This window comes from Acidovorax sp. Leaf73, from assembly GCF_916855635.1.
Classification (GTDB): domain Bacteria; phylum Pseudomonadota; class Gammaproteobacteria; order Burkholderiales; family Burkholderiaceae_C; genus Acidovorax; species Acidovorax facilis.
Map to the genome: position 1 here is coordinate 430,865 of NZ_CAKASI010000004.1, position 16,332 is coordinate 447,196.

Here is a 16,332-nt window from a genome sequence, read left to right on the forward strand (position 1 = left end):
CCTGACGCAATATCAAATTGATAGCTGCCAGCGCTTATCCAATAAGCGCTAGAGGCCATTTTCAATCACATTCTTCATCAATGCGTGTGCAAGGCCGTGGTTGAAGGGGCTGCGCCCTGCCCATCCGATCCGCCAGCCGTCAGTGCCAGAAAGTGGTGCACCACGGGCCGCTTCGGACCGACATGGAAACGCAGCGCCTCCGCTTGCAGGTCGGCATCGGCCTTGGACACGCGGTGGTGTTGGCGCAGATGCTCGGCCCACGATTCGACGAGGAACCATTCGATGACCCTGCCCGGCTCGCCCGTGTGTTCGGCCACGCCCCAGGCGTAGGCGCCGTCGCGGCGGCGCTCGGCAGACAGGTGCTGCATGGCCTGCAGGAAGGCAGGCAGATCGGGCTTGGCGATGCGGTACTCGATCTGCACCATCACCGGGCCCCGGTCGTGCGCCACAGGCTCAGCCAGCAGCGGCTCGGGCCAGTGATTCGAGGGCTGCAGGTCGGCCTCACCGGTGGGCAGCTTCACGCGGTGAAAGATGAGCGACGCCGCCACCAGACCGACCGCGCCCATCAGCAGCGTGACCGGCAAACCGGCCTGCCCTGCGATGAGGCCCCAGCCCAGGCTGCCCGCGGCCATCGCACCGTTGAAGACCATGAGGTAGATGGCCAGGCCCCGGCCGCGCACCCAGTTGGGCAGCACGGCCTGGGCCACGCCGTTGAGGGTGGTCAGCGCGATGATCCAGCCCAGGCCCAGCACCAGCATCAGCGCCACGGCGGCCCACTGGGGCGGGGCCACGGTCAGCACGCCCATGACAGCAGCGGTGAGCAGCGAGGCCAGCAGCACCAGCCCGTCGGTGTCGAGCCGCTGGCGCAGGCGGGGCAGCAGCACGGCGCCCAGGATGGCGCCCGCGCCCACGGCGCCCAGCATCACACCGTAAAAGCCTGCCGAGCCGCCCAGCATGCGGCGCGCCACCAGCGGCAGCAGCGCCCAGACTGAGCTGGCGAACAGGAAGAACACGGCCGCGCGCAGCAGCACCACATGCAGCTCGCGGCTGGCGCGGGCGTAGCGCACGCCGGCGCGGAAGGCGCCGAAGAACTGCTCGTTCAGGCCTGAGGCCTCGGCCTTGGGGCGCTTCCACCACAGCAGCGCGGCGATCACGAACACATAGCTCAGCACGTCCAGGCCGTAGGCCATGGCCGCGCCGAAGCTGGCCAGCAGCAGGCCGCCCGCCGCCGGGCCAATGGCGCGTGCGATGTTGATGCCCAGCGAGTTGAGCGCCACGGCGCTCCTGAGCTCGCTGCGCGGCACCAGCTCGGGCACGATGGACTGCCAGGTGGGCCCCATGAGCGCGGCACCGATACCGCCCACAAAGGTCAGGGCCACCAGCCACTCCACCGTCAGCGTGTGGGTGTTGGCCAGGATGAGCAGCGTTCCGCTGACGGCCGCCAGCAGCACCTGCACCCCGATGAGGAAGCGGCGGCGGTCCAGGATGTCCGACAGCACGCCCGCAGGGATGGCGAGCAGAAAGACGGGCAGCGTGGCGGCCGTCTGGATCAGCGCGACCGCGGTGGGGCTGGACGAGAGCTCGGTCACCATCCAGGCGCTGGCCACGTCGCGCATGAAGCTGCCGATGTTGCCCAGCACCGTGGCGGTCCACAGCACCGCAAAGACGGGAATGGCCAGCGGCGCAAAGCTGCCCGGTGCGGTGGTGGTGTCGGGTTTGGTTGGGCGGTGATCAGACATGGCGGCCTCCGAGGTCGTGCCAGGCGACGAGCAGCATGCCGCCCACCAGGCCCCAGTGTTCAAAAAATGCGTTGGCACTGCGCTGCCGCTCGGCGGGCGGCGCGGCCCAGAAGCGGTCTGCCAGCAAGGTGGCCAGCGCCGTGAAGCCCGCAAGGGCGAGCGCCCCCAGCCAGCGGTACCAACCCGACAGGATGAGCGCCGAGGCCGAAAGCTGCAGCACCAGCGTGGCGGCAGCGATGGGCGCGGCGGGCGCGAGGCCGAGCGAGCGCACCTCGGCCACGGCGCCCGCAAAGTTGCGGGCCTTGCCGATGCCGCCCTGCAGGTACGCGGCGCACAGGCACAGCAGCGCCAGCGTCTGCACCCAGGGCGCGGTGGCGGCGTTTTGCAATGCGTGCTGCACCGTCACACCGCCCAGCAGGCGCAGCCGAGCGCACCCCAAAAGCCCTGCAGGTCGGACACGGGGAGTTTGCTGCTCCAGGCCGTGGCATGGGCATGGCCGTGCAGGTTGCAGTTGCTCGCACAGCCGCAGTTCGCCGCCGCGTTGCGCAGCACGGCCTGCAGCGGCGCGCCGTCCGCCCCTCCCTGGGCACCCCAGGCGCCGTAGCCGCCGAAGGTGCGCACGGGCGACCAGTCGGGCATGGCGGGCGGCGGGGCCGCGTCGTCGAAGCGCGCGAAGTCGCCCACGCCATAGACCACCTTGCCGCCCACCACGGTGAGCAGGGCCGTGGTGTCGGCGATATCGGACTCGGGGCAGGCAAAGAAGTCGCGGTCAGGCACGACGAGGTCGGCCAGCTGGCCCGCCTCGATGCGGCCCTTCTTGCCCTGCTCGTTGCTGAACCAGGTAACGTTCTCGGTCCACATGCGCAGGGCCTGGTCGCGGGTGAGGCAGTTGCGTTGCGGCGTGAGCTGCAGGCCGCCCACCGTCTTGCCGGTGACTAGCCAGGACAGCGACACCCAGGGGTTGTAGCTGGCCACGCGGGTGGCGTCGGTGCCGGCGGACACATTGACGCCCTTCTCCAGCATGCGCTTGACCGGGGGCGTGGCCTCGGCCGCCGCGGCGCCGTAGCGCTCCACGAAGTACTCGCCCTGGTAGGCCATGCGGTGCTGCACGGCCACGCCGCCGCCCAGGGCGGCGATGCGGTCGATGGACTTTTCCGAAATGGTCTCGGCGTGGTCGAAGAACCAGTTCAGGCCGGCCAGCGGCGTGTCCTGGTTGACCTTTTCGAACACGTTGAGCGCGCGCTCGATGGTCTCGTCGTAGGTGGCGTGCATGCGCCAGGGCCAGCGGTTCTGCGCGAGGATGCGCACCACTTCTTCCAGCTCGCCTTCCATGCCGGGCGCGAGCTCGGGCTGGGGCTGGCGGAAGTCCTCGAAGTCGGCGGCGGAGAACACCAGCATCTCGCCCGCGCCGTTGTGGCGAAAGTAGTCCGTGCCCTGCTTGTACTGCGAGGTGGCCGTCCAGTTCAGGAAGTCCTCCTTCTCGTGCTGGGGCTTTTGCGTGAACAGGTTGTAGGCCAGGCGAATGGTGAGCTGGTCGGCATCGGCCAGCTCCTGGATCACGTCGTAGTCATCCGGGTAGTTCTGCATGCCGCCGCCCGCGTCGATGGCGCCGGTCACGCCCAGGCGGTTGAGCTCGCGCATGAAGTGGCGCGTGGAGTTGACCTGGTAGTCGTGCGGCAGCTTGGGGCCCTTGGCCAGCGTGGCATACAGGATGGCCGCATTGGGCTTGGCCAGCAGCAGGCCCGTGGGGTTGCCCGCGCTGTCGCGCACGATCTCTCCACCGGGCGGCGCGGGCGTGTCCTTGCCATAGCCCACGGCGCGCAGCGCGGCTCCGTTGAGCAACGCGCAGTCGTACAGGTGCAGGATGAACACGGGCGTGTCCGGCGCCACGGCGTTCAGCTCGGCCAGCGTGGGCAGGCGCTTTTCCGCAAACTGGTGCTCGGTGAAGCCGCCCACCACGCGCACCCACTGCGGCGCGGGCGTCACCGCTACCTGGGCTTTGAGCATGGCCATGGCGTCGGCCAGGCTCTTCACGCCGTCCCACCGCAGCTCCATGTTGAAGTTGAGGCCGCCGCGGATGATGTGCAGGTGGTTGTCGATGAGCCCCGGCAGCACGCTGCGCCCGCCCAGGTCGATGACCCGCGTACCCGCACCAGCCAGCGCCATCACTTCGCGGTCGTCACCGACCTTGGTAAAGCGCCCTTGCGCAATGGCGACCGCACTGGCCGTGGGATTGGCGCGGTCCAGCGTGGTGAAGCGGCCGTTGCGCAGGATGAGGTCGGGGGTGATGGCAGGTTGTGTCATGGTCTGCTTCGAAAATTCAGCAATGGCAGAGCGCAAAAAGGGTGCATTGGCCGTAGCGAGCGGCCCTAGCCTGCATCGAGGACCGCAGCCGTACAAGCGTACGGCGAGAACCGCAGGTGCGGGATCGGGTCGCGCAGTAGGCCAATGCACCCTTTTTTTAGGCTTCTTGGGCGTTGAACATGCTTTTGGCGTAGGTGATGCCCAGGCCATAGCCGCCGCCGAACTTCTTGGCGATGCCCGTCGTCATGTCGTACGTCTCGCCCCGCGCCCAGTCGCGCTGCAGCTCCAGCAGGTACTGCAATGCCGTGATGGGCCGCGCGCCGGCCTGCACCATGCGCTCCATGGCGCGGTTGTGGGCTTCCACGGAGATGTCGCCGCTGGCGTCGGCGATCACATACACCTCGAAGCCCTGGTCCAGCGCCGACAGCGCCGGGCCCACGATGCACACGCTGGTCCACAGGCCGGCCAGCACGATGCGCGGCTTGCCGATGGCGTTGACCCGTGCGATCACGGCCTCGTCTTCCCAGGTGTTCATGGAGGTGCGGTCCAGCAGCGCCTGGCCGGGGAATGGTGCAGTCACTTCCTCGAACATGGGGCCGCTAAAGCTCTTTTCGGCCACGGTGGTGAGGATGGTGTCCACGCCAAACCCGGCGGCCGCGCTGGCCACCAGGCCCGCGTTGGAGCGCAGCGTGATTGCATCGATGGAGTGCGTGGCAAAGGCCATCTGCGACTGGAAGTCGATCATGACCAGGGTGTGGTCGCCGGCGTTGAGCAGCGTGGCGCCGGGCTTGGCGTAGGCGACGGGGCGGGCGGTGGCGTTGGCTGCGGCGGTCGTGTTGGCGTTGGCGTTGGCGTTGGCGTTGGCGTTGGCGTTGGCGTTGGCGTTGGCGTTGGCGTTGGTCATGGTGAACTCCCTGGAAATTGAAGATGAAGGACGTCGAGAAAAACAAAAAATAGACAAGGCAATGCGGCGGGCCGGGGCGCAAGGGATGGGCGGCATCGCCCACCCCGCTCCCCAGTGCGCCCCATGCGCTCAGTGCGGCATCGTGGGCAGCTCGTTGGGCCGCAGGTCGAACACCAGCACCTCGGCGCCTTCGCCGTTGGCAAAGCGCAGGGCCCCAGCGTCGCGGATGCGGGCGCCGTCGCCTTCGGACAGACGCTCGCCGTTCACCTCCAGGCTGCCGCGGGCCACGTGCACATACACGTTGCGGCCCGGGCCCACGTCCAGATCGGCCGCCTCTTCGCTGCCGTCGAACAAGCCGGCATAGACCCAGGCGTCCTGGTGCACGGCCAGCGATCCGTCAGCCCCTTCGGGCGAGATGATCTGGCGCAGGCGGCCGCGCTTGTCGGCCTCGCTGAAGTGCACCTGCTGGTAGCGGGGCTCAGCGCCGCGCACACCCGGCACGATCCAGATCTGCAGGAAGTGCACCGGCTCAACGCCCGAGTGGTTGAACTCGCTGTGGCGCACGCCGGTGCCGGCGCTCATCATCTGCACGTCGCCGGGGCGGATGACCGAGCCCGTGCCCATGGAGTCCTTGTGCTCCAGCGCGCCTTCCAGCACGTACGAGAAGATTTCCATGTCGCGGTGCGGGTGGGTGCCGAAGCCCTTGCCCGGGGCCACGCGGTCGTCGTTGATAACCAGCAGGTCGGAAAAGCCTTGCTGGTTGGCGTCGTGGTAGTGGCCGAACGAGAAGGTGTGGCGCGAATGGAGCCAGCCGTGGTTGGCGTTGCCGCGGTGTTGGGCTTTGCGGATGTCGAGCATGGTGCAGGTCCTTTCTTCGTCGATGTGATTCACACTGGGAGGTTTTTGCCTCACCGCCCTATTCATCAAGGCTTCAGTGCTGCAGTGAAGAAAGTATCTCGCGCCGTTCCGGGGCGTATGCTGAAAGGTTTTCCAACTCATCATCGATAATTTCGATGATGCAGATCAAGGAATTGGACCATGCTGAAACTCACGCTGGAAGCCATTGAAACCATCGACGCCATTGCCCGCCACGGCTCGTTTGCAGGTGCCTCCGAGCGGCTGCACAAGGTGCCGTCCACCATCTCGTACGCCGTGAGCAAGCTGGAAGACCAGCTGGGCCTGGCCCTGTTCACCCGCAACGGCCCGCGCGTCACGCTCACCCCTGCCGGCCAAGAGATGCTCAAGGAGGGGCGCTGGCTGCTGGCCGCCGCGCAGCAGCTCGAATCGCGGATGCGGCAGATCGCCACGGGCTTCGAGTCCGAGCTGCGGCTGATGCACGACTCGCTCATCCCCACGCACGCGTTCAACCAGGACATCTGCGCGTTTGAAGACCTGCACTGCGGCACCCGACTGCGCATCAGCAGCGAAGCATTGACAGGCACCTGGGAGGCGCTGCGCGAAGGGCGCGCAGACATCGTCGTGGCCGCAGGCGAAGGCCCAGCGGGGGGTGGCTACAAGGCGGTGGCCGTGGGCAGCCTGGCCTTCGCTTTTTGCGTGACGGCCACACACCCGCTGGCCAAGCTGCAGCGGCCGCTCACGCGCAGCGACTTGCTGGAACACACGGCCGTGGTGGTGGGCGACGGGGCGCGCTCGCTGAACGACCGCACGGTGGGGTTGCTGTCAGGCCAGCGCCGTATCACCGTGCCATCGATGCAGGCCAAGATCGCTTGCCAGGCCGCAGGTCTGGGCCACGGTTTTGTGCCCCGCGCCTGTGTACGCGTGGAGCTGGAGACCGGCATTCTGATGGAGTTGCAGGTGGAGGAGCCCCGCCCGGACGAAACCTTCTGGCTGGCCTGGCGACCCGAGCACATGGGCGAGGCACTCAAGTGGTGGCGCCACCGGCTGGACCGCCCGCTGTTGCCAGGCATCCTGCCGTATTGAATGAAGCGAGCGCGTTGCGTGGGCTGGCGACAGGCATCACCACACGATAACTTCCAATTTGATAGCTGCTTGCGCTGATGGATAAAGCGCTGGCTGCCTTTTTTGCTTCCAATGTAGAACACGGATATTCCGGTGCAGCCACCCAGCGCAAATATGGGGCCGAAGCCCCTTTTCCTCATCAGCCCAATTGCTTGAGCAAGGCATGGGCGCCCTGCTCTGACGATGCCGGGTTCTGCCCCGTGATCAGCGTGCCATCGGTCAGCACATAGGGTGCCCAGTCAGGGCCTTTGGAATACACACCACCGTTGGCCTTGAGCATGTCTTCCACCAGGAACGGCACGATCTGGGTCAGCTGCACAGCGTCTTCTTCGGTGTTGGTGAAACCCGTGACCTTTTTGCCCTTCACCAGGGGCGACCCGTCGGGCGCCTTGGTGTGGCGCAACACGCCGGGTGCGTGGCACACCAGCGCCAGCGGCTTGCCGGCCGCAAAGGTCTTTTCGATGAGTGCGATGGACTGCGCGTCTTCGGCCAAGTCCCACAGGGGGCCATGGCCGCCGGGGTAGAACACGGCGTCAAAGTCCTCGGCCTTCACGCTGGACAGGGGCACGGTGCTGGCCAGCTGCTGCTTCGCTGAAGCATCGGCCTTGAAGCGGCGCGTGGCATCGGTCTGGGCGTTTTCGTCGTCGCTTTTGGGGTCCAGGGGCGGCTGGCCACCGTGAGGCGATGCGAGCGTGATCTGCACGCCTGCATCCTTGAACACGTAGTACGGTGCCGCAAACTCTTCCAGCCAGAAGCCCGTCTTTTTGCCGGTGTCGCCCAGTTGGTCGTGGGACGTCAGAACCATGAGGATGTGTGCCATGGAGGTCGCTTTCGTTGTGGGGATTGATCGGAAAAAGCAAACCACCACCGTACCAGCCATAGGGCCCGTTGTCCCGCGATGCAGGCAGGTTTGCGGCATTGGCTTACAGGACGGTACTACCGCGCTGTAAGCCCCCCAGCATCTCAGCGCAGCTGCCTGGCCAGGAACTCCGCCACCTCGTTCTCCAGCGTGGCATGGTAAGCCACGCGGTCAAAGCCTTCGGGGTTGGCTGCGGCGTCTCCCGCCTCGGACGCCAGCGGCCAGACAGACTGGGCCATGAAGGCGAAGTGGCCTGCACCCGGCACCGTACTGGCCTGTGCAGACGGCAAATTAGCCGCTACATAGCCGCCATGGTAGGGGCCCACGAGCACGGCATCGCGCTCGGCCACCATCAGCCGCACGGGCACGCTGATGGCCTTCAGGCTGTCTGGCGTGAACACCACCGCCATGGGCGCCATGGCCACCACGGCGCGGATGCGGGGGTCTGCCACCGAGACCAGTGGACCATCGAGCGCGGAGGCGCCGGCCTGCGTGGGTGCCGCAGTGGCGGCCGCAGGTGCCTCCTTGGAAGTCTGGGCGGTCTGGCCACGGGCGGGCAGCTTGCCCAGGCTGCAAAAGCCGGGGTCGTCCGACACGCTGCGGCAGTGCTGCGCCGCACGGGCCGGTTCGGCCTGCGCACCGGCCAGGGCCAGCACGGTGTAGCCACCTGCCGAATGCCCCACGGCACCAATGCGCCCGGCCGGAATGCGGGGGCCCCATTCGGGGCTGGCCAGCAGCGCGTCCAGCACGCGGCTCACCTGGCGGGGGCGCTCGCTGAAGTAGCGGCCCGAGGTAATCATCGACCGGTCTTCCCAGTTATCGCCCGGGTGGCGCAACGCCGCCACCAGATAGCCGTCGGCCGCCAGGCGTGTGGCCAGGTTGTGGTGGCCCAGTTCATGGCCGCCCGTGCCGTGCGAGATGAGGATCAGGCCCTTGAGGGGCGCGGTTGCCACCGGGGCGCCCGGCGTGACCACGGGCCGCCAGGGCCCCATGGGCTGGGTGCGCGCCACCACCGGGGTGGGGTAGAACAGCGCCACGGTCACGGGCTCTGCGCCCGGTACCACCAGGGTGCGCAGGCCGGCGTGCTGGGCCGATGCCGGCGCGGCCCAGGCCAGCATTGCCACAAAAGCTGCCAGCAGCGGGGCACGGGCAACCCGCCATGTGGTGCGGAGGGCCAGGAAGAGGATGAGGATCACGGTGCGCCTTTCGTCAATGGCCGCCCGAGGTGGCGGCTTGACGGCACTGTAGGCAGCACCCGCAGCGGGCTCCAGCGCCCTGCGACGAAACGCCGCTGCGCGGCGCGAAATGCACCACGGGAGGCGCGAGCGTCTGCCCGCCCGCCCTCCCGCTCGGCGGCGGCTTACAGCGCGGCTTCGAGGATGCGGCGGCTCACGGCGGGCGTGATCTCGCGCTGCTCGCCCAGGGTCACCATGCCATGCGCTTCCAGCTGCGCCACCACGGCACCCACGGTGTCGGCGCCCAGGCCGTAGCCCGACAGGCGGGTGGCGATGCCCATGCTTTCAAAGAAGTCGCGCGTGCGCTCGATGGCGGCGGTGATGCGTTCGTCCTCGCTGCCGGTGGTGATGCCCCATACGCGCTCGCCGTACTGCAGCAGCTTGGCGCGCTTGGCCACCCGGCGCTCATTCAGCAGCGCGGGCAGCACGATGGCCAGGGTGCGCGCGTGGTCGATGCCGTGCAGGGCAGTCAGCTCGTGGCCGATCATGTGCGTGGCCCAGTCCTGCGGCACGCCCGCGCCGATCAGGCCGTTGAGCGCCATGGTGGCGGCCCACATGAGGTTGGCACGGTCGTCGTACACAGGCTCGGGGGCAGTCAGCAGGCGCGGGCCGATCTCGATCAGCGTCTGCAGGATGCCTTCGGCAAAACGGTCCTGCACGGGCGCGTTGACCGGGTAGGTCAGGTACTGCTCCACCGTATGCACAAACGCATCGACCACACCGTTGGCCAGCTGCTGCGGCGGCAGGGTGTAGGTCTTGGTGGGGTCGAGCACCGAGAACACGGGGTAGGTGTGCACGCTACCAAACGACAGCTTGGCGCCCTTGGCGCGGTGGGTGATGACGCCGCCGTTGTTCATTTCAGAACCCGTGGCGGGCAGCGTGAGCACGGAACCAAACGGCATGGCGCCCTTGACGTTGCGGCCGTGCTTTTCGAGGATGGCCCAGGGGTCATCGCCTTCAAAGCGGACAGCGGCCGCGATGAACTTGGTGGCGTCGATCACCGAACCGCCACCCACGGCGAGCAGAAAGTCAAACCCGCCTTCGCGGATCTGCGCAACGGCCTTCATGGAGGTCTCAAAGCTGGGGTTGGGCTCGATACCGCTGAAGGTGGCGTGCTGGCGCTCGCCCAGCGCGGCGCGCACCTCGGCCAGCGTACCGGTCTTTTCGGCGCTGGCGCCACCCACGAGGATCAGCACCTTGGCGGCAGCGGGCACGAGCTTGGCCAGGTCGGCAATGCGGCCCTGGCCGAAGGCGATGTGGGTGGGGTTGTGGAAGTCGAAATTCAGCATGGGGGTCTTTCTGGGCGAGGCAGGCGCATGCGCCGTTGGGGGTCGCATTGTGCGGCGCACCCGCGCCCCGGCGGCGTCGCGTGGGCGATAGCCCTGCCACCGCCGCGCTCATCCCGGGCCCTTCAGCGGAAACCGGCGATCTGGTGCACGGTGTCCGCCAGCCGCTGGGGTTGCGAGAAATACGCCGAGTGGCTCGCCTCGATGGACGACACCGTGGCGCAGGGCGAGGCCGCGATCATCTTGCGCTGCAGCTCGATGGTCACGGCCCGGTCCTGCGTCAGCTCGATGTAGTGCCGGGGCACGCTGCCGTAGCGCGGCGCCGTCAGCGCAAGCCGGGTGAGTGCGGGCAGCGAAGGCTCGGGCGTGAGCAGCGCCTGGGCCAGCGCCACGTCGGCGTCCGAGCAATCGGCGTACAGCGCGGGGCGGTAGGCCTCGGGCGCCAGGTGGTCGGTCAAGGTGCTGCGGCTGACATGGATGTGGCGCGCCACCAGCGAGGCCTTGTCCTGGCGGAAAAAGTCGGTCACCCGCTCGCCATGGCGCAGCATGTAAGCGGCCAGGTAGGTCACACCCGCCAGCTTGTGGTGCCGCAACTCGGCCACCGTGGACGCCACAATGCCGCCCCGGCTGTGCGCCACGATGAGCGCCGGGCCGTCCAGCGCATCGAGCACCCGGCACACATGCGCCGCCATGGCCGAGAGCGTGGTGCGCCCCCGCGCCACCCGCCAGTGGCGGCCATGGGCGGGCAGGTCAGGCACATGCACCTGGTGCCCCCGGGCCTGCAGCAGCGGGACCAATTTGTGCCAGCACCAGGCGCCATGCCAGCTGCCGTGCAAAAGAACGATATTCATGAAGATGCCTTTGGGTCTTGGGGAGAAATGCCGGGCGCCAGTTGCGCCGCCAGCCGGGCGAGCGATGGCTTGGCGCCCCACTCCGACCGGAGCGTAAAACCGCCCTGCCCCAGGCACTCGCTGAATCCGGACCACCGATTGGCGGCCGGCGGCCCCCCCCTCCTCCCTCGCCCGCGACACGCAAAGATCAGGAGGCGACCTCTTGCTACTGCAGCAGCGCCTGCAGCCGCGTGGCCATGAAGTCGCGCAGCGCACGCACCAGCGGCGTGAGCTGCCTGCGGCTGGGGGCCACCAGAAACAGCGGGACCGCCTCCGTGGTCCAGTCGGTGCACAGTGGCACCAGACGACCGGCAGCCAGATCGTGCGCTACGTCAAAGTACGACTTGTAGGCAATGCCGCGCCCCAGCACGGCCCAGCGGCGCACGGCATCGCCGTCATTGGCCACGTTGTGGCTGCGCACACGAACCTGCGCCTCCTGGCCCGCCGCATCCCAGAACCGCCAGCGGTCGTGCACATCCTCGCCCAGCATGAAGCAAAGGCAGTCATGGTCCACCAGCGCATGCGGGGTGGCGGGCGCGCCGTGGGCCGCCAGGTAGGCCGGGGCCGCACACAGCACGCGCCGGTGCTCGGCCGCCAGCGGCAGCGCGACCAGGGCCGAATCCTGGGGCTTGCCATAGCGAAAGGCGGCGTCCACCGGCTCGCTGTACACGTTGGCCATGCGATCTGACAGCTGCAATCGGACGGCGATGCCCGGGTGCTCGACTTGGAACTCGTCGAGCCAGGGCAACAACACATTGCGCCCCAGGTCGGACGGCGCCGCCAGCTGCAGCGTGCCGCTCAGCGCACCCGCCCGGCCGCTGGCCAGCTGCCCCTGCACCTGCTGCAGCGCGGCCAGCGCGGGGCGGCAGTGCTCCAGAAACAGCGTGCCCTCGGGCGTGAGCCGCAGGCTGCGCGTGGAGCGCACGAACAGCAGCACGCCCAGCTCGGCCTCCAGCCGCTTGAGCGCCGCACTGGCTGCAGCCGGTGTCAGGTCCAGCGCCCTGGCCGTAGCAGACAGGCTGCCGCTGTCCACGGTACGCACAAAGATGTCCAGGTCTTGAAGGCTTTTCATGGCGACTTCAGGTGTTGTCGGCTTTATTTTCAAATATTGATTGAATATTCATTCAACTATCCACCCATTTAAAAACAAACCCGCAAGACCAATCATCGAGGCATCTCATTTTTAGAGCCAGGACCACCCCATGAAAGCCATCGGCTACCAAACCGCCCACCCGATCGACCACCCCGAATCGCTGCTCGACATCACCCAAGCCGACCCCGTGGCCACCGGCCGCGACCTGCTGGTGGAGGTGCATGCCGTCTCGGTGAACCCCGTGGACACCAAGGTGCGCAAAAGCAGCTCGCGCAGCGGCGACGGCCCCGACTACAAGGTGCTGGGCTGGGACGCCAGCGGCATCGTGCGCGCCGTGGGGCCAGAGGTGACGCTGTTCCAGCCCGGCGACCGCGTCTGGTACGCAGGCTCCATCGCGCGCGCCGGCACCAACAGCGAGCTGCATCTGGTGGACGAGCGCATCGTGGGCCACGCACCGAAGTCGCTGGACTTTGCCGAAGCCGCTGCGCTGCCGCTGACCACCATCACCGCGTGGGAGCTGCTGTTTGACCGCCTGGGCGTGACGCCAGGCAAGCAGCCCACCAACAAGACCCTGCTCATCATCGGCGCGAGCGGTGGTGTGGGCTCCATCCTCACGCAGCTGGCGGCTCGGCTCACCAGCCTCACGGTGATCGGCACCGCATCACGCCCCGAAACCCAGCAGTGGGTGCGCGACCTGGGCGCCCACCACGTCATCGACCACAGCCAGCCGCTCACGCAAGAGCTGGCCCGCATCGGCCACCCCACGGTGGACATCATCGTGAGCCTCACGCAGACCGATGCGCACTTCGACCAGATCGTCGAGGCCATCGCGCCGCAAGGCCAGTTCGCGCTGATCGACGACCCAGTGTCACTCGATGTGACGAAGTTCAAGCGCAAGTCGGTGTCGCTGCACTGGGAGCTGATGTTCACGCGTGCGCTGTTTGGCACGGACGACATGATCGGCCAGCACCGGCTGCTGTCCGAGGTGGCGCAGCTGGTGGATGCGGGGCTGATCCGCACCACGCTGGACCAGCGGTTGGGCAGCATCAATGCGGCGAATCTGAAACGCGCCCATGCGCTCATCGAGAGCGGCAAGGCGCGGGGCAAGCTGGTGCTGGAGGGGTGGACCTGAAGAGCGCCAGTCCGATGAGTCAGAGGCATGGGCGGGGCGGCCTTTGAGGCTGCGGTGAGTTCTGTATCCAGATGAAAAATACTGTGTTTAATATCAGTATTTCAGATATAAAACCGCACACAACAACCCTAGGAGTCCCTCCCATGCTGGACCACATGACCTTCCGTGTCACCGACATCGCCCGCACCAAGGCGTTCTACACCGCTGCCCTCGCGCCTTTGGGCTACAACCTGTGTTTTGAAGGCAACTACGGCTCCAACATGCTGGGCTATGCCTACCCGGCTCCGTCCGAGCCCGACGGCAAGAAGGCGGATGTGTGGTTCATCGATGGCCCCTCGCCCTACGGCGGCCCGCCCGCGACCACGGGCTGTCACCTGGCGTGGCGGGCCACCACGCGGGCCCAGGTCGATGCCTTCTACCGCGCCGCCATGGAAGCCGGGGGCAAAGACAACGGAGCCCCGGGCCTGCGGCCCGACTACCACGAGAACTACTACGGCGCGTTTGTCATCGACCCGGAAGGCAACAACATCGAAGCGGTGTGCCACCTGCCGGAGTAAGAAACACCGCAGCCCCCCCCCGCAGAGGGCGCGTCGCCAAGCGAGTGCACCCGTGGAACTGGCTTTGCCAGGCCACCGGGTGCGTCCCCCTTGGGGGGAAGCGGCGCAGCCGCTCAGGGGGGTCAGTCGAGTTTCACGCCTGCCGCCTTGATGATCTCGCCCCAGCGCTTGGACTCGGAGCGTGCCATGGCGCGGAACTGCTCGGGCGTGCCGGGCAGGGCTTCCATGCCGAAGTCGTTCATGCGCTTGACCACGGCGGGGTTGAGCAGGGCCTTGTTCAGGTCGCCGTTGAGGCGCGCCGTGATCGCAGCGGGCAGACCGGCGGGCGCCAAGATGCCCTGGAACGCAAACACCTCGGTGTTGGGCACACCGGCTTCGGCCAGGGTGGGCACGTCCGGCAGCGCGGCCACGCGCTTGGCCGAGCCGATGGCCAAGGCACGCACCTTGCCCGAGGTGATCACGGGCAAGCCGGCGGCGAGGTCCAGGAACATGCACGGCACCTGCCCACCCATCACGTCCTGCAGCGCGGGCGCGGCGCCGCGGTAGGGGATGTGGGTGAGGAAGGTCTTGGTGCGGTTCTTGAACATCTCCATCGCCAGGTGGTGTGGCGAGCCGTTGCCGGGCGATGCGTAGTTGAGCTTGCCGGGATTGGCACGCGCGTAGTCCAGAAACTCCTTCACCGTCTTGGCTTCGAACGATGGATGCACCACCAGCGCCAGCGGGAAGCGGCTGATGCCGCCCACGTAGGTGAAGTCTTTTTCGGGGTTGAACGGCAGCTTGGTGAACAGGTGTTCGTTGTAGGCCAGGATGGCGTTGTCGGCCGACATGAAGGTGTAGCCGTCGGGTTTGGCCGTGGCCACGGCCTGGCCGCCGATGTTGGTGGAGGCGCCTGGGCGGTTGTCCACGATGATCTGCTGTCCCAGCGTCTGGCGCATGGCTTCGGCCACGGTGCGGGCCAGCACGTCGGTGCCGCCGCCTGCGGGGTAGGGCACCACCCAGCGCAGGGGCTGGTCGGGCCAAGCTGCTTGCTGGGCCAGGGCCCAAGGGGCGGCGGTGGTGGCGCCTGCGGCGGCCAGGGCGGACAAGAGGGTTCTACGCTGCATGGGGTTGTCTCCTATATGAAACTATTAAATTAATAGCTGCTAACGCTTATCCAATAAGCGCTAGAGCCTGTTTTTTCTTGTATTTTTGACTGCACATGCGCGCGTCGCTTGAAACCGGCGCGCGCTAAGGCCAGCACCACCGTGGAACTGGCTTTGCCAGGCCACGGGTGGCGTCCCCCTGAGGGGGAAGACGCCGAAGGCGGCTCAGGGGGCTGCGATGCTCTGGTCAATGGCGCCAAAGATGCTCGCGCCGTCCTTGCCCTTGATTTCGATGCGGATGGTGTCGCCGAACTTCATGAATTCGGTGCTGGGCTTGCCGTCCTGGATGGTCTCGATGCAGCGCTTTTCGGCGATGCAGCTGTAGCCCTTGGGCCATTCGGTGCGGCCGTTGGCGTCGGTCACGCCCTTGTTGCTCACGGTGCCGCTGCCGATGATGGAGCCCGCGCGCAGGTTGCGCGTCTTGGCCACGTGGGCGATCAGCTGGCCGAAGTGGAAGGTCATCTCGGGGCCCGCGTCGCACATGCCGACCTTGCGGCCGTTCCAGGTGGACTGCACGGTGAGGTTCACGCGCCCATGGTCCCAGGCGTCGCCCAGCTCGTCCAGCGTGACGGCCACAGGGCCGAAGGCGGTGGCGGGCTTGCTCTGGAAGAAACCGAAACCCTTGGCCAGCTCGGCAGGGATCAGGTTGCGCAGGCTCACGTCGTTGGCAATCATCACCAGGCGGATGCCGTCCAGCGCCTGGTCGGCGGTGGTGCCCATCTTCACGTCGCCGGTGATGACGGCGATCTCGGCCTCAAAGTCGATGCCCATGGCTTCGCTGGGCACCACCACATCGTCGCAAGGGCCGATGAAGTCGTCGCTGCCGCCCTGGTACATCAGGGGGTCGGTATAGAAGCTCTCGGGCACTTCGGAGTTGCGCGCTTTTCGCACCAGTTCGACGTGGTTGATGTAGGCCGAGCCATCCGCCCACTGGTAGGCGCGGGGCAGCGGGGCCATGCATTGCTTGGGGTCAAACGGGAACGCGTGGCGCGCGCGGCCGCTGTTGAGCTGGTCGTACAGGTCCTGCAGCTGGGGCGAGATGAAGCCCCAGTCGTCCAGCGCCTGCTGCAGCTTGCTGGCGATGCCGGTCGCATAATGGGCCGTGCCCAGGTCGCGGGAGACGACAACCAGTTGGCCGTCGCGCGAGCCGTCTTTGTAGGTAGCGAGTTTCATGGTGGCAGGACCTTTGTCTCAAGGGGTTGAAAGTCTTC

Annotated in this window: 15 protein-coding genes; 3 read left to right on the top strand and 12 right to left on the bottom strand. The window is 67.3% G+C overall.

Going from position 1 to position 16,332, the window contains the following annotated elements:
- Positions 1-77: 77 nt before the first annotated feature.
- The 5 genes from LPA35_RS15255 to LPA35_RS15275 all read right to left on the bottom strand — a co-directional run bounded on the left by LPA35_RS15255 (position 78) and on the right by LPA35_RS15275 (position 5,805).
- Positions 78-1,739 carry an MFS transporter gene (locus LPA35_RS15255; protein ID WP_228897557.1) on the bottom strand — a complete coding sequence of 554 codons (1,662 nt, stop codon included), beginning with the start codon at positions 1,737-1,739 and terminating at the stop codon, positions 78-80.
- Positions 1,732-2,139 (bottom strand): DoxX family protein, encoded by a 408-nt coding sequence (locus LPA35_RS15260; RefSeq protein ID WP_228897558.1) that lies wholly within the window; start codon positions 2,137-2,139, stop codon positions 1,732-1,734. The genes LPA35_RS15255 and LPA35_RS15260 overlap by 8 nt, the downstream gene beginning before the upstream one ends.
- 2 nt (positions 2,140-2,141) lie before the next feature.
- Positions 2,142-4,043, bottom strand: coding sequence for an amidohydrolase (locus tag LPA35_RS15265; RefSeq protein WP_228897559.1), 1,902 nt, complete (start codon positions 4,041-4,043; stop codon positions 2,142-2,144).
- Between the two features lie 157 nt (positions 4,044-4,200).
- Positions 4,201-4,947: a hydrolase gene (locus LPA35_RS15270; protein WP_228897560.1), complete on the bottom strand. Its 747-nt coding sequence runs from the start codon at positions 4,945-4,947 to the stop codon at positions 4,201-4,203.
- 129 nt (positions 4,948-5,076) lie between these two features.
- Positions 5,077-5,805: a pirin family protein gene (locus tag LPA35_RS15275; RefSeq protein WP_228897561.1), complete on the bottom strand. Its 729-nt coding sequence runs from the start codon at positions 5,803-5,805 to the stop codon at positions 5,077-5,079.
- A 180-nt stretch (positions 5,806-5,985) separates the two neighbouring features.
- Here LPA35_RS15275 and LPA35_RS15280 point away from each other — a divergent pair, with 180 nt between their 5' ends.
- Positions 5,986-6,888, top strand: a complete 903-nt coding sequence (locus LPA35_RS15280; protein ID WP_228897562.1) for a LysR family transcriptional regulator — start codon at positions 5,986-5,988, stop codon at positions 6,886-6,888.
- A gap of 178 nt (positions 6,889-7,066) precedes the next feature.
- Here the strand turns inward: LPA35_RS15280 and LPA35_RS15285 are convergent, their stop codons facing one another.
- From LPA35_RS15285 to LPA35_RS15305, 5 genes are all read right to left on the bottom strand, one after another.
- The gene (locus tag LPA35_RS15285) at positions 7,067-7,747 is read right to left on the bottom strand and encodes a type 1 glutamine amidotransferase domain-containing protein (protein ID WP_056745749.1); all 681 of its coding nucleotides are present in this window, start codon (positions 7,745-7,747) and stop codon (positions 7,067-7,069) included.
- Positions 7,748-7,890: 143 nt separating this feature from the next.
- On the bottom strand, positions 7,891-8,982 hold the full coding sequence (locus LPA35_RS15290) for an alpha/beta fold hydrolase (RefSeq protein ID WP_228897563.1): 1,092 nt from the start codon (positions 8,980-8,982) through the stop codon (positions 7,891-7,893).
- Between the two features lie 164 nt (positions 8,983-9,146).
- The gene (locus LPA35_RS15295; RefSeq protein WP_228897564.1) at positions 9,147-10,310 is read right to left on the bottom strand and encodes an iron-containing alcohol dehydrogenase; all 1,164 of its coding nucleotides are present in this window, start codon (positions 10,308-10,310) and stop codon (positions 9,147-9,149) included.
- 122 nt (positions 10,311-10,432) lie between these two features.
- A complete protein-coding gene (locus LPA35_RS15300; protein ID WP_228897565.1) occupies positions 10,433-11,158 on the bottom strand; it encodes an alpha/beta fold hydrolase in 726 nt (241 codons plus the stop codon).
- Between the two features lie 205 nt (positions 11,159-11,363).
- The gene (locus tag LPA35_RS15305) at positions 11,364-12,269 is read right to left on the bottom strand and encodes a LysR family transcriptional regulator (protein WP_228897566.1); all 906 of its coding nucleotides are present in this window, start codon (positions 12,267-12,269) and stop codon (positions 11,364-11,366) included.
- A gap of 130 nt (positions 12,270-12,399) precedes the next feature.
- On the opposite strand from LPA35_RS15305, the gene LPA35_RS15310 reads away from it, so the two are divergent.
- Positions 12,400-13,422, top strand: coding sequence for a zinc-binding alcohol dehydrogenase family protein (locus tag LPA35_RS15310; RefSeq protein ID WP_228897567.1), 1,023 nt, complete (start codon positions 12,400-12,402; stop codon positions 13,420-13,422).
- 143 nt (positions 13,423-13,565) lie between these two features.
- Positions 13,566-13,979, top strand: a complete 414-nt coding sequence (locus LPA35_RS15315; RefSeq protein WP_121507767.1) for a VOC family protein — start codon at positions 13,566-13,568, stop codon at positions 13,977-13,979.
- A gap of 122 nt (positions 13,980-14,101) precedes the next feature.
- Here the strand turns inward: LPA35_RS15315 and LPA35_RS15320 are convergent, their stop codons facing one another.
- Both LPA35_RS15320 and LPA35_RS15325 read right to left on the bottom strand, forming a co-directional pair.
- Positions 14,102-15,082 carry a tripartite tricarboxylate transporter substrate binding protein gene (locus tag LPA35_RS15320; RefSeq protein ID WP_121507768.1) on the bottom strand — a complete coding sequence of 327 codons (981 nt, stop codon included), beginning with the start codon at positions 15,080-15,082 and terminating at the stop codon, positions 14,102-14,104.
- A 204-nt stretch (positions 15,083-15,286) separates the two neighbouring features.
- A complete protein-coding gene (locus LPA35_RS15325; RefSeq protein WP_055396939.1) occupies positions 15,287-16,294 on the bottom strand; it encodes a fumarylacetoacetate hydrolase family protein in 1,008 nt (335 codons plus the stop codon).
- Between the last annotated feature and the right edge of the window lie 38 nt (positions 16,295-16,332).

What these genes read in the sequence shown, in the direction of transcription:
- LPA35_RS15255 (WP_228897557.1), bottom strand. Translation starts at nt 1,739, where the DNA reads ATGTCTGATCACCGCCCAACCAAACCCGACACCACCACCGCACCGGGC.
- LPA35_RS15265 (WP_228897559.1), bottom strand. Translation starts at nt 4,043, where the DNA reads ATGACACAACCTGCCATCACCCCCGACCTCATCCTGCGCAACGGCCGC.
- LPA35_RS15270 (WP_228897560.1), bottom strand. Translation starts at nt 4,947, where the DNA reads ATGACCAACGCCAACGCCAACGCCAACGCCAACGCCAACGCCAACGCC.
- LPA35_RS15275 (WP_228897561.1), bottom strand. Translation starts at nt 5,805, where the DNA reads ATGCTCGACATCCGCAAAGCCCAACACCGCGGCAACGCCAACCACGGC.
- LPA35_RS15280 (WP_228897562.1), top strand. Translation starts at nt 5,986, where the DNA reads ATGCTGAAACTCACGCTGGAAGCCATTGAAACCATCGACGCCATTGCC.
- LPA35_RS15285 (WP_056745749.1), bottom strand. Translation starts at nt 7,747, where the DNA reads ATGGCACACATCCTCATGGTTCTGACGTCCCACGACCAACTGGGCGAC.
- LPA35_RS15295 (WP_228897564.1), bottom strand. Translation starts at nt 10,310, where the DNA reads ATGCTGAATTTCGACTTCCACAACCCCACCCACATCGCCTTCGGCCAG.
- LPA35_RS15300 (WP_228897565.1), bottom strand. Translation starts at nt 11,158, where the DNA reads ATGAATATCGTTCTTTTGCACGGCAGCTGGCATGGCGCCTGGTGCTGG.
- LPA35_RS15305 (WP_228897566.1), bottom strand. Translation starts at nt 12,269, where the DNA reads ATGAAAAGCCTTCAAGACCTGGACATCTTTGTGCGTACCGTGGACAGC.
- LPA35_RS15310 (WP_228897567.1), top strand. Translation starts at nt 12,400, where the DNA reads ATGAAAGCCATCGGCTACCAAACCGCCCACCCGATCGACCACCCCGAA.
- LPA35_RS15315 (WP_121507767.1), top strand. Translation starts at nt 13,566, where the DNA reads ATGCTGGACCACATGACCTTCCGTGTCACCGACATCGCCCGCACCAAG.
- LPA35_RS15320 (WP_121507768.1), bottom strand. Translation starts at nt 15,082, where the DNA reads ATGCAGCGTAGAACCCTCTTGTCCGCCCTGGCCGCCGCAGGCGCCACC.
- LPA35_RS15325 (WP_055396939.1), bottom strand. Translation starts at nt 16,294, where the DNA reads ATGAAACTCGCTACCTACAAAGACGGCTCGCGCGACGGCCAACTGGTT.